The 14,139-nt window shown below is 34.0% G+C and carries 8 protein-coding genes; 7 read left to right on the top strand and 1 reads right to left on the bottom strand.

The features are described from left to right. The coding region (kbl, locus tag VFS71_RS00095) for a glycine C-acetyltransferase (RefSeq protein ID WP_326398619.1) at window positions 1–1,071 on the top strand (1,071 nt) is incomplete at its 5' end. A 229-nt stretch (window positions 1,072–1,300) separates the two neighbouring features. Here the strand turns inward: kbl and VFS71_RS00090 are convergent. Continuing rightward, on the bottom strand, window positions 1,301–1,951 hold the full coding sequence (locus VFS71_RS00090) for a sugar-binding protein (RefSeq protein ID WP_326398618.1): 651 nt from the start codon (window positions 1,949–1,951) through the stop codon (window positions 1,301–1,303). Between the two features lie 716 nt (window positions 1,952–2,667). Between VFS71_RS00090 and VFS71_RS00085 the strand changes: the two genes are divergently transcribed. From VFS71_RS00085 to VFS71_RS00060, 6 genes are all read left to right on the top strand, one after another. Next, window positions 2,668–5,754 carry a TonB-dependent receptor gene (locus tag VFS71_RS00085; RefSeq protein WP_326398616.1) on the top strand — a complete coding sequence of 1,029 codons (3,087 nt, stop codon included), beginning with the start codon at window positions 2,668–2,670 and terminating at the stop codon, window positions 5,752–5,754. 35 nt (window positions 5,755–5,789) lie between these two features. Continuing rightward, entirely contained in the window at window positions 5,790–7,301 is a 1,512-nt protein-coding gene (locus VFS71_RS00080) for a RagB/SusD family nutrient uptake outer membrane protein (protein ID WP_326398615.1), read from the top strand. 97 nt (window positions 7,302–7,398) lie between these two features. Beyond that, a complete protein-coding gene (locus VFS71_RS00075; protein ID WP_326398614.1) occupies window positions 7,399–8,808 on the top strand; it encodes an aryl-sulfate sulfotransferase in 1,410 nt (469 codons plus the stop codon). Window positions 8,809–8,881: 73 nt separating this feature from the next. Then, window positions 8,882–9,871 (top strand): c-type cytochrome, encoded by a 990-nt coding sequence (locus VFS71_RS00070; protein WP_326398613.1) that lies wholly within the window; start codon window positions 8,882–8,884, stop codon window positions 9,869–9,871. Between the two features lie 59 nt (window positions 9,872–9,930). Beyond that, entirely contained in the window at window positions 9,931–12,948 is a 3,018-nt protein-coding gene (locus VFS71_RS00065; protein ID WP_326398611.1) for a glycoside hydrolase domain-containing protein, read from the top strand. Between the two features lie 211 nt (window positions 12,949–13,159). After that, on the top strand, window positions 13,160–14,139 hold a 980-nt coding region (locus tag VFS71_RS00060), incomplete at its 3' end, for a DUF5107 domain-containing protein (RefSeq protein WP_326398610.1).

Raw genomic sequence — 14,139 nt, 5'->3', positions numbered from 1 at the left:
AATAACGTATTAAATTTTTGTGCAAATAACTATTTGGGGCTTGCATCGAATGAGAAAGTAATAGAAGCAGGGATTGAAGCCCTTACAAAATACGGTTTTGGACTTTCTTCGGTTAGATTTATATGTGGGACGCAAGATATTCACAAAGAATTAGAAAAAAAAACAGCTGCGTTTTTAGGAATGGAAGATTGTATTTTATATGCTTCGGCATTTGATGCCAATGGGGGGATTTTCGAGCCGTTACTATCTTCTGAAGATGCAATAATATCAGATGAGTTTAATCATGCCTCTATAATTGACGGCATTCGCCTTTGCAAAGCAAATCGATTCAGATACAAGCACAACGATATGGGGGATTTAGAAGAACAGTTGAAAGCAGCTAGTTCTTCAAGGCGAAAATTAATTGTTACAGATGGTTCATTTTCTATGGATGGAACAATAGCCCAATTGGATAAAATATGTGACTTGGCAGATAAATATGGCGCTTTGGTCATGATTGATGAATGCCATTCGACCGGCTTTATTGGAGCTAGGGGAAGAGGTGTTCATGAATATCACAATGTAATGGATCGTGTAGATATTATCACGGGAACATTTGGAAAAGCGTTAGGAGGTGCTTCCGGTGGATTCACGGCAGCAAGAAAGGAAATTGTTGAATTGTTGCGACAAGTTTCCAGACCCTACTTATTTTCAAATACAATAGCTCCGTCCATTGTTGGCGCTACTTTAAAAGTGCTTGAAATTTTAACTGATTCCACTCATCTAAGAGATAAATTAGAAGAAAATACAAGATATTTTCGTCAAGAAATGATAGCTGCCGGATTTGATATTGTTCCTGGTTTGCATCCAATAGTGCCTATAATGTTATATGATGCACAGCTAGCCCAAGATTTTGCACGAAAACTATTGGAAGAGGGAATTTATGTAATTGGTTTTTTCTACCCGGTTGTGCCAAAAGGAAAAGCGAGAATACGAGTGCAGCTTTCTGCGGGACATGAATTAGATCAAATAAAAAAGGCAATCAAGGCTTTTGTTAAAGTTGGAAAAGATTTGAAAGTAATTGACGGGTAGTAATACTTTAATAAATGATTTAAAAAGCAATTTACAGGTATTAAAATCAGTAAAAATGTAAAAAGTTTGTTAGTTAAGAATGCTAAAAGTCGGGTATTATTTGATTCAAATAATATCCGATTTTTTATTTTACCATTGTCAGAAAGGACAAACACATCTTGAGAATACTCTTAGTGCATTTTTTTATTAGAAAACATGATGATTCGAAGAATACTTCGTTTTGTATAATCTATTCTTTTAAAATTAATGTTCCGAAAGAAGAAGCTATATGGAAATTGGGTGTTTCTGTATTTGGATTTACCCAGGTTATCCAGGTTGGTTCAAAATTTCCGTTTTGGTCTGGCGAATATTTTGCCCTAAAAATACCTGTTTCGATTTTGTTGTTTTTAATTAAATTAAAATCTTTTAAAGATTGAATCGAAATTGAACCTTCAACATTGAAAGAATCCTCTTTTATGGATGATTTTACTACTATATCTTCCTTTGGCCAATTCCAACTAAAATCCAAATTCTTATTTGGATAAGCGATAAAATCCATTAATCGTGCAGCGGTATCCATTTCCAAGCAATAATAAGGATTCAGGGAATCGTCAGGTCTAAAAAAAAGTTCCACTCTATCTGAATCATTGATACTGTCAAAACTATCATCCTGTTTTTCTATGTGAATTGATGAATCTAGGACAGTGAAGTTGAAAAATAATTTTTCAGAATCCCAAAGTGCCCTAAATGTAATTTCTGATGGTTTTTTACTATCCCATGGAGAACAAAAATCGTTTAGCGTCATGGCATTATTCCACAAATTGTCATCTCCTTTTCCGGAAATAATCAACTGTTCTTTTTCGATTAAATTTACTGTGTATTCTTTTATTTCGTGATTCATTTTATGTCGAATTTATTTTTTAGATAAAGCTCAGTCCGAACTATTTTTTGTAAAAAATAATTAAAAATAATTTCAATTTATTTCTTTATAAAATCACCATTTCACTTGTCTTGTTTACGGTACTTTTTTAGCGCTAATTTTTAACCACAAATAAAGCAAATAAAACTCTAAAAAATGGTAATTATAACGTTAGAGAATAATTATTTAATTTTCAATGATACTATTTATTTTCTACAAATAAATATCATTTAATCAGTATTCCAATCATTTGTCAGAAAATAAAATTCTAAATCTGCTAAATACCTTTTTTAAATGATTGGAATTGTATTACAAAAAATGTGTGTTTATCTAGTTTTTTGTGCTCGAGAACACAAATTTAATGTGTTCGAGCACATTTTTTGCGTTTTTCCTTGTTTAATAAAAATATAATATATAGTTTCGTAATTGAATTGTAGATTTTATTGTTTGAATTTTAATTTTTCAGCATCAAAAAAATGACTTTGCCATCATTTTAACTTTAAAAATGAATATGTATTTAGTTAAACATTTTCTTTTTTAAAAACACTTTAAAATTTTAAAAATCAGAATAAATAAAACAAAATAAATTCTTCTTTTTTATGAGATTAAAATAGACGTGTTTGATATCATAGCACAAAAGGGGAGTGAATTAATAAAAGATTGATTAAGTATACCAAACCAAAAAAAAAACAGTAAGTATGAATGAAATAACCAAAAACAAGCAGGAACACTTTCGGCTTAACATTATCTCAGGGAGAATGGTCAAAATTACCACAGTTTTGCTATTCAATTGGACTTTGCAAGCTTCAGCATCAGAATGTTTAAAAACAAATCTTCCTATTGAAGTTAATGTTCAAAATATACAAAAGCAAATTAAGGGGAAGGTTACCGATGAAAATGGTCTGCCTATACCAGGAGTAAATATTCAGGTAAAGGGGGGTAAAGAATCTGTTCAATCAGAATTTGACGGGTCTTTTACAATTAATGCAGATGAAGCATCAGTTACTTTAGTTTTTTCTTTTATTGGAAAGGAAACTAAAGAATTGAAAGCCGGTTCAGGTTTCATGAATGTTGTTTTAAAAGAAGCAGGTCAAAAATTAGATGAAGTTGTTATTGGATACGGAAAACAAAAGAAAAAAGACCTTACAGGTTCAGTTAGTTCTGTTGGTAAAGACAACCTGAACTTAGGAGGAACTGTTTCTAATGTTGGTCAAGCTTTACAGGGGCGCGCCTCAGGAGTACAGATACAACAAAACAGTTATGCTCCTGGTACTAATCCTACGATTATTATTAGAGGAGGAAACTCAATTAACGCATCCAATGCTCCTTTGTATGTAGTAGATGGATTTATAACGGCTACAGGTGCTTCGATTAATCCAAACGATATTGAAAGTATCCAAGTTCTAAAAGATGCAAATGCCACTGCAATTTATGGTTCAAGGGGAGGAAATGGTGTAATAATGATAACAACCAAAAAAGGGAAATTAGGTAAATTACAAATTGAAGGTGAAATCTCTGATGGTTTTCAAAACATAATCCATAACCCTTCATTATTATCTGGGCAACAATATGCAGATATTCAAAATGCAATTGCAGCAGAAAACGCTTTGCCTCCAGTTTTTCCAGTAAGTTTTCCTATAGCAAATACTAATTGGTTTGAAGCTGCTACCCGTCCGGGAGAAGTAATCAACAGAACATTAACTTTTAGCGGAAGTGATAAAGTTTCTAAATTTTATCTTTCAGGAAATTACCTAAAACAAAAAGGAGCTGTAGAAAATACTGATTATGAAAGATATAGTGTTCGAATGGGCAGTGAGAAAAGATTTAATGATAAACTAAACATAGGCACTAATGCTTATGGTGCGTTTAGTGAAGGAAATAATAGTGATTTTGGAGACAATATTTTATCTCCAATGTTTTCTGTTCAAACAGCTCCTCCTTCAATCCCTATTTATAATGCTGATGGAACCTATTATAAATACAAAGGAAAAGATAATGCTTTAGCACTTTTATTGGAACCTACTGATCATAGAATTACACGATTAGTAAATGGAAACATGTTTTTAGATTATGATCTTATTAAAAACCTAACCTTCCATTTTGGAGCTGGAGCAGAATGGCAAGAAAGCATTCAAGGAAAATACACTCCTAGAACATTGGTTGCTGGAGCGGCTTTACAAGGTTCTGGTTCTGAAAACAATACAACAAATTTTAGATGGAGTACTGATTCCTATTTAACCTATAAATTTAACATAAAAGAACATGCTGTAACAGCAATGGTCGGAACATCTAATCAAAAAGATACTTCCGAATATTTAAATGCTGCAGGCACTGGTTTTTCAAGTGATTTATTAACGTATTACAACCTTGACGGTGCTGCAGTTTATTTAAAACCTGAAACTGAGAAATCAGAAGCTAAACTTAAATCTATTTTCGGTAGATTGAATTATTCTTTTACGGATAAATATTTATTATCGTTTACCTATAGACATGATGGATCCTCTCGATTTGGAGAAAACTATTCATATGGAAATTTTCCATCTGTAGCTGCTGCCTGGAAACTTATTAATGAACCCTTCATACAAAAATTAAATACTTTTTCCGATCTAAAATTAAGAGCGAGTTGGGGTATTGCAGGAAGTGATGCCAGTCCAGATTATGCATACTTGTCAAGGTTAACTTCTTGGGGAGTTACAATTGGCCCTGGTAATTTTGTACCAGGAACTGAGCCTGCCAATTTATCAAATCCTAGTTTGTCATGGGAACAACAAGCTCAAACCAACTTAGGTTTAGACATGGGATTCTTTGATGACAGACTTTATGCGACAATCGATGTGTACAAAAAACAAACTACAAAAGCACTTATAGACATTCCTGTTGGAGGATGGTGGGGTTTCAGTGGTCAGAGACTTAATTCAGGAGTTGTTGAAAACAAAGGAATTGAGTTAGGAATAAGTAGTGATAACATTAAAAACGATAACTTTTCTTGGAAAACAAATCTAAATTTTGCTTACAATAAACAAGAATTAATATCCCTTGCAGATAATGTAAAAATTATTAGCCGTAACACATCTAACCCAAGCGGAACCGTTTCCGGTCAAGAGTTTACAAGACTGGAACCAGGTAAGGAAATGGGAGTATTGTATGGGTATAAATATGCAGGGGTAATAAAAACGGGTGAAGTTTATGCGCCACAACCGCTTTCGAAACCGGGAGATCCAAAATATGAAGATCTAGATGGAGATGGTAAAATTACAGACAAGGACAGAGACTACTTAGGAAATTCTACTCCTCATTATGTTGCGGGATTCAACAATGATTTTAAATATGGAAATTTCGATTTAAACATCTTTTTCCAAGGAGCATTTGATTATTCTTTATATAATATGACTGCAATGGTGGGGGAATCTACTACAAGTACAGATGCCCTAAACAGATGGGTTGCAGGCACAAATGAAAATACTGATATTCCAAGAGATGGATATTACAAAAGTAAGTATGGCAGTTATGTAAATTCAAAATTCGTTGAAGAAGCCTCTTATGTTCGCCTGAAAAATATATCTATTGGGTATCTTATTCCTGAGAGTGCTTTAAAGCAAGTTAAATTTGTAGATTATATCAGATTGTATGCTATAGGCCAGAATTTAGCAACTTTCACAAACTATTCTGGAAATGACCCAGAAGTAAATGGGCACTCCGGCAGCAATTTGGGTGGAGGAATCGATTTTAACTCTTTTCCAGCTTCCAGAACCTTTATTTTAGGTATCAAAGTTGGAATTCATTAGTCTAAAAAGTTTTTAGTAACATTAAATTTATTAAAATGAAAAAATATACAATACTATTGCTTTTACTTACCGCAGGAGTACAAATTTCATGTAATACTGATCTTGATCCTACAGTATATAGCAGTTTGACGAATGCCAACGGTTATCAAACCAAATCGGATGCGATGGCCGCCGTTAATTCCATTTATGGCAGACTAAAAGGACCCGCAGTGGGCGATAACTTTTCGTACTGGGCAACACGACATTTTGCCTTAACCGATATTGCTACAGATTTAGGTCATTGCCAATTTACTGGAGATCCAGGGCAATTGTCATTAGGGCTATGGAGCTCTAACAATGGATTGCTTCTAGAAGATTGGAATGCAATGTATAAGTTAGTTTCCAATGCTAATAATGCTATTTATTATATTTCTAAAATGACCGAAATTTCGACAGAGGAAAAACAACAATTTATAGCTGAAGCAAAATTTCTAAGAGCAGTTGCCTATATGGATTTGACAGATTCTTGGGGACCCGTAGTTTTGATTACACAAGATAATTTGGGAAATCCTGATTATCTAGGACAAACACCACCAACTTCTGTTGAAGAAATTGATGCTTTTCTAATAGGTGAACTTAATGAAGCTGCAAGTATATTGCCTGTTAATTATCAAAGTAATCCTATATATGGTAGTAATGATGTAGGTCGTGCGACAAAAGGTGCTGCGCTAACGTTACTAGCAAAACTATATTTGCGTGCTCATGATTGGCAAAATGTAGTTAAATACACAAAACAGGTAATGGATCTAAACCAATATCAACTTTTTCCTTCATACTTAGGCTTGTTCAAAGAAAGTAACAAGTGGTGTGATGAAAATATTTTTTCTTCACTTAGTGATGCCAATGTAAATGGAACAGAATTGTTAAATCACTTTGGACCAGAAAGCCATCCTGTTGTTGCGGAAAGATGGCAATATTACGCTGTAAATTGGGATTTCTATAACTCTTTTGGTGATGAAGACGAAAGAAAACAATGCTTTTTCCCTGAATATATGGGCACTGATGATTTATTGCACAAACAAGCTCCTTTTTTGGGTGCTGAACCACCAGAAGGCGAATTTTATATGCAGGATGTTGCTACTCGAAAATACGCAGATGATGAAACTACAACCTATTATGATGGTCACAGTGTAGATATATTACGTTATGCAGATGTATTACTAAGCAGAGCTGAAGCATTGAATGAAATAAGTGGTCCAACTAGTGAAGCCATAGATCTTATCAATCAGGTTAAAGGACGATCTCATGCCAAACTTTTGGTTTTATCAGATTACAACCAAAGCACATTAAGAGATGCTATTTTGCAAGAAAGAGGTTGGGAACTTTTCTATGAAGGGAAACGCCGCGCAGATTTAATCAGGATGAACAAATATGATGTTCTTGTAAATGCATATCATCTTAGAGTTGGAGAAACTGCAACAATAAAAATGCCTCAAAATAAATATTATACGTATCCACAAAGTCAAGTAAATCTTAACACAAAATTAAGCAACGCTGATAGACAATAAAAAAATAAGTCAAGAATAGGCGGATAATTTTAACGCTGCCTGTTCTTGATTTTTATATAAAGAAGTACTTTTCTGTTTCATTAAAGAAACCTTTCAAATGATTAAAAAAATAGTTTTAAAATTGAGTTTTGTTTTGGTATTACTAGCATTGTTTAGCTGTTCCAGAAATCAGAATCGTATCCTAAATATCAATATTGGGACTCATAGCAACAACGAATTAAAAATTCAAATCGATGTTACTACGAGTGACGATGTTCAGGTATTTGCAGAATACTGGTCGGATAAAAAAGGGATAAAAAACAAAATAACTTCTCCAATTTCAAAAGCTGGTCTTAAGCATTCTTTAGTTCTATGTAATATCGCCCCGGAAACTAATTATAGTTATCGGTTGATTACAATACAAGGTGAAGAAAAAATAACAAGTAAGGTATATAATTTCAAGTCCAGAAAACTTCCTGAATGGCTACAAAAGCAATTTAAGGCAAGTTGCGAAAATCCAAAACTTTTGCCTCAAAATTTCAAAAAAGGGTTTATGCTTTTAGCCAAAAGAGAAACTCCAGGAGTTGCTTATATTGTTGATTATAAAGGAAATTTGAGATGGTATCATACTGTAGAAGGAACGGGATTCAAAGTTTCCTGTTTTACCGATGATCAAAGCATTATTTCTATACTTGGAAAAAATGATGAACCAACGAGTTATGGTAGCGAGATTTTAGAAATTAATTTGCAAGGTGATACATTAACGCATCTTAAAAAAGGTCAAGGCGATTTTAAACAAGTCATTCATCATGAAATCATAAAAAAATCAACCAACGAAATAGTAACTCTATTTGTTGATGAAAGAATTACTGATTTAACTGCCATTGGAGGTAAAAAGAAAGATACCATCAATGGTGACGGAATTATTATTTTTGATAAAAAAGGAAAACAACTTTGGAAATGGAGTGTTTTTGACGATTTAGATCCAATGAAAGATAAAGCATTGTTGAAAACCAAAAAGGATTGGATGCATGCTAACAGTTTGAATTATGACAAGGACGGCAATTTTATTATTTCGTTTTATAATAATGGTCAAATTTGGAAAGTAGATGCCAAAACCGGAAAAGTAATCTGGAAATTAGGAAAAGGCGGAACAATGACAATGCCAGCCAACTGTAATTTTTCTCAAGCCCACGCGGCACATATTAACCAAGAAGGAAGTTTAATGTTTTTTGATAATGGTGTCGATAAAAAACAATCTTCCGTTTTTGCTTTGAAAGTAGATGAAAAAAGCAATGCCGTAAAACTAGATTACCAAGTGAAATTACCAAAAGAAATCTATAATGACAGAATGGGGAGTGCTTATATGATTGATAAAGATGCTATATTATGTTGTTGTTCTAAAAGACATATTACAGTCCTGACCAATAAAAAAGGGGTATTGTTATGGGCCTTAGAGTCTGAAATTCCACCTTATAGAGCTAAGTTTATTCCGGAAGATAAACTCAAACCGTTTCTTTTTAATTAAAAAAATAACCAAAAGGTAAGAGCTGTTTCAATTGGGATAACTTTTAAATACCTGGATTTAATACCTTATCAGTATGAAAAAAAATGTTGTAATCGGAATCCTTTTTGCTTTGCCAATAATGATTTTTAATTCTTGTAATTCTTCTTCGGCGAATACAGTTGCAAAAGAAGAAACAAAAGATGAATCTTATATCACCATCGATACTTCAAAAATTCCAAATGATAAGTTTGGTGAATCGGTGCGTTATGGAAGAGAATTAATGCTAAGAACGGCATATTATATTGGTCCAAATGGAGTTAAAGGAAAATATTTGGGCAATAAAATGAATTGTACCAATTGCCATCAAGATGCAGGAACTAAGCCTTACGCTTTTAATTTGATGTCATCGCATGACAATTATCCACAATACCGTGGGCGAGAAGACAAAGTACTTACGCTTGCAGAACGTGTAAACAATTGTGTTATGCGCCCTCATTCCGGAAAACCATTGCCATTGGATAGTGACGAAATGGTTGCTTTCTTATCTTATTTTAAATGGATTAGCAAGTTTGTGCCAAAAGACAGTTTGTTTAAAGGATCAAAAAACCTAAAAATTGAATTTCCTGAAGTAGCAGCAAGTCCCGAGAGAGGAAAAGTACTTTTTACTGAAAATTGCGCTCGTTGTCACGGAAATGATGGAGAAGGAAAATTCAATGAGGACAAATCAGGATATGTTTACCCGCCTTTATGGGGAAAATATGCTTACCAACCTGGTTCAAGCATGCACAGAGTTATTAAGCAAGCACAATGGCTAAAAGGGAATATGCCTTTTGATAAAGTAACTGTAGGTAAACCGTATTTAACAGATGCTCAAGCACTCGATATTGCAGCTTATGTTAATGACGATTCTGTTCATACCAGACCAAACCCAAAAACATTGGATTATCCAAATCCAAAAGCAAAGGCAATAGATTATGCTCACGCCCCTTTTAGTGACCCTTTCTCTGAAAAGCAGCACAGACTTGGACCATACAAACCAATTATTGAATATTGGAAAAAGCAAGGTTGGGAGGCTATTTACTAAACGGTTTGATAAAATAATCTATTACTATTCTATACATTTTTTTGAAAAAAAATACAATCATGAAAAACAACTCAAAACAGAGATTTTTTATAAGTAACTTATTTGCACTTTGTCTTTTTATAACTACTGGTGCTTTACGTGCACAAGAGTTAAAGTACACTGATGGAAACAACAGTTGGAATCCAAGTTTACTCGGAAATCATCGTGTTGTAGTACAGTTTACGGGTAGCGGAACAGTTGCCAAAACAACAATCGACTGGAGAAGAAGAGACGAAAATCCAGAACAAAAACAGATCATAGTTCAGGATGCTAAAACAGGCAAAAATATTCTTAATGTGAAGCCTGAAAATATAAATAGAGAATCGGGAACTATTTTTTTTGAACCTGTTTCCGGTAAAGGGACTTATTATGTGTATTATTTGCCATACATAGATGAAGGACCAAATGTATATTATCCAAAAGGGGTTTATGTTAAAGCAAAAAATACTGCTGATGCCGCATGGTTGTCGAAAGCAAAAACCGATTTAAAAACTAATTGTAGTGTTTCGGAAATTCAAAGCATCAATGCTTTCAATAGTTTTTATCCTATGGAAGTAATTGCTACGGCAACGGAAACACAAAATCTAATTGCCCAAAATAAAGGAAAAGAATTCTTGGTTTTTCCAGAAGATAGAATGAATTCTATCAGAATGCAAAAAGATTTACCAAAACGATGGATTGACAAGGGAATTCAAAATACTTTCACCGATACTGCATTAAAGGGAGAATATTTGGCTTTTCAGTTGGGTATTTATGCTTTGCAAGATTTAAGCAATGTAAAAATTACGTTTTCAGATTTAAAAAATAAAGACGGAAAAACAATTTCGGCAAAAAATATAGGCTGTATCAATACAGATGGAATAAAATATGATGGTTCTGTTTTTTCAAACAGTGTGAATGTTTCTAAAGGTAGAGTGCAAGCCATGTGGTGCGGAATTGATGTTCCTGAAAGCACTACTGCTGGAGATTATTTAGGTGAGGTTTTGGTTAGTTCTGGTGGTGCCACTCAAACAGTTTCTCTTCATTTAGTGGTTAATGAAGGTGTAACTCACAATGGTGGCATCGACCAACCTGAGAAAATGACCAGATTAAAATGGTTGAATTCTACAATGGCACAAGAAAACACCGTTATTGCACCCTATACGCCATTAGAGGTAAAGGAAAACGAGATTTCATTATTAGGAAGAAAAGTACTTTTGAATAAAAATGGATTACCAACCCAGATTCAGACTTTTTTCACCCCCGAAATGACTTCAATTGGTACTAAAGCCAATGATATATTAGCCGCTCCTGCCCAATTCCATTTAGTGGATAATGCCGGAAAAGAAATTAATAATTGGAAAAATAGCAGTTTCAAATTTACGAAGAAAGAGGCTGGAACTGTAGCGTGGGAAAGTTCCAATACCGATACTGCTGTTGAAATGCAGGTAAACGGAACCCTTGAATTTGATGGGTTTTTATCATATACTGTTAAAATTACTGCTCTTGAGGATGTTACTTTCAATGATATCAATTTTCAAATGCCTTTGCAACCTACATCAGCTAAATATTTGATGGGATTGGGGCAAAAAGGAGGAGAACGTCCAGAATCACTTAAATGGAAATGGGACGTTGCCAATAAAAATCAAGATGGTGCATGGATTGGAAATGTGAATTCAGGATTGCAGTTTTCGTTAAGAGATGAAAAATACAGCCGTCCTTTGAATACTAATTTCTATTTACAAAAGCCATTAATCTTGCCAGCTTCTTGGGGTAATGAAAACAAAGGAGGAATTGATATTGTTCCTAGCGGAAAAACGGTTTTGGTTAATGCTTACAGCGGAAATCGAAGCATGAAAAAAGGCGATGTTTTGTACTATAATTTCAATTTGTTGATTACACCTTTTCACGCAATCAATACAGATTTCCAATGGGATAGTAGATTTTATCACAGATATAATAATTTAGATACCATTTCAAAAACGGGAGCTACAATAGTAAATATCCATCATGCTACCCCAATAAATCCATACATCAATTATCCTTTTGTCGAACATGAAAAGATGAAAAACTATATTGATGAGGCGCATAGTAAAGGATTAAAAGTTAAAATTTACAATACCATTAGAGAGCTAAGTAACAAAAGTTACGAGATACATGCTTTGAGAAGTTTGGGTCATGAAATTTTTACTCCTGGTAAAGGAGGAGGATTTAATTGGTTGCAGGAACATATTGGAGAAGATTATATTGCAGCATGGTTTGTTCCCGAAATTAAGGATGCAGCTATTGTAAATAGCGGTATGAATCGTTGGCACAATTATTATGTGGAAGGAATGAATTGGTTGGTTCAAAATGTAGGTATAGACGGTGTCTACCTTGACGACGTAGCTTTTGACAGGGTTACCATGAAGAGAGTTAAAAGGGTATTGACCAAAGATGGACACCCTGGAATAATTGATTTGCACAGTGCGAATCAGTATAACAAAAGCGATGGATTTAATAACAGTGCTAATCTATATATGGAGCATTTTCCATATCTGAACAAACTTTGGTTTGGTGAATATTTTGATTATGAAAAAAATCAACCTGACTTTTTCTTGACAGAAGTAAGTGGAATCCCTTTTGGACTTATGGGTGAAATGTTGCAAGATGGAGGAAACGCTTGGCGTGGGATGATTTACGGTATGACGAACAGAATGCCTTGGAGCGAAAATGCAGATCCAAGACCAATCTGGAAAGTATGGAATGATTTTGGTATCAAAGGTTCAGAAATGATTGGATATTGGAGCGAAAATTGTCCAGTAAAAACTTCAAATACCAAGGTATTAGCAACAGTTTATAAAAAGAAAGGTTCAGCATTAATATCTATTGCAAGTTGGGCTGATGAGGATGTAAAAGTAAAACTGAATATTGACTGGAAAAAATTAGGAATTGATCCTGCTAAGGCTAAAATAACAATTCCAGAAGTAAAGAATTTTCAATCAGCACAACAATTTTCTGTTAATTCGGAATTAGCTGTTCCAAAAGGAAAAGGATTGTTATTGATAGTTAATCAATAATCCTTTTTTAAGTCTTTTTAACTTGAATTCTATTGTTCTTTATGGTTTGGTTATCATGATACTTAAGGGTATAAAGAAAGAGCAATGTAAAGGAATAAAAGACACAATGTATGAAATCGCCATGATTCTAAACACAAAAGAAGAATGGCGATAACATATTACTTAGCCTGTTAGCGATCATTCGAATCCGTTAAAAAAATAAATATCTAGCATGAAATTTAAATCAGTATTACTTCTTTTCTGTTTTATAGGTCAGTTTGCTGTTGCTCAAAATAGTGCACCAACAATCAAAGTGTATAAAAAGGTTTTTACAACCTATCCTTTTTCGGATCCGGATCCTATCCCAAAACCAGACTCAAAAATCTATCCGTATTACCGATTTGATGGCTTTACAGATAAGCCTGTACAAAAGGAATGGAAGGTGATAGAACTGGAGAACGATTATATTAAACTAACGATATTGCCAGAAGTTGGCGGTAAGGTTTGGTCAGCTATTGAAAAATCAACCGGAAAAGATTTTATTTACAACAATCATGTGATTAAATTCAGAGATATTGCTATGCGTGGACCTTGGACCAGCGGTGGTGTTGAAGGGAATTATGGAATTATTGGGCATACGCCAAATTGTGCCACACCGGTAGATTATGTAACCATTACCAGAGAAGACGGCAGTGTGAGTTGTGTGATTGGAGTGTTGGATTTACTCACTCGAACTTCTTGGAAATTAGACATCAATTTGCCAAAGGATAAGGCTTATTTTACAACCAATTCATTTTGGTTTAATGATACTGCATTCGAGCAACCGTATTATACTTGGATGAATACTGGAATTAAAGCAGCCGGTAATTTGCAATTTATTTATCCAGGGAAAAATTATCTTGGTCACGATGGTGAGTATAATTCATGGCCAATCAATAAAGAAAACGGAAAGGATGTTTCTTTTTACAACAACAACAATTTTGGAGGGTATAAATCATACCACGTGTTTGGAAAATACAGTGATTTTTTTGGCGGATACTGGCACGATGAAGAATTCGGAATGGCTAGATATAGCAATCACGATGATAAACCCGGAAAAAAAATATGGATTTGGGGTTTATCTCAACAAGGGATGATCTGGGAAAAATTATTGACGGACACAGACGGACAATATGTAGAAGTGCAAAGTGGAAGATTGTTCAATCAATCTAG

The sequence above is a fragment of the Flavobacterium sp. genome (genome assembly GCF_035760125.1).
In the GTDB taxonomy this organism is placed as follows: domain Bacteria; phylum Bacteroidota; class Bacteroidia; order Flavobacteriales; family Flavobacteriaceae; genus Flavobacterium.
The sequence above is the reverse complement of the archived record's forward strand: the minus strand, read 5'-3'. Positions and strand labels throughout refer to the sequence as shown.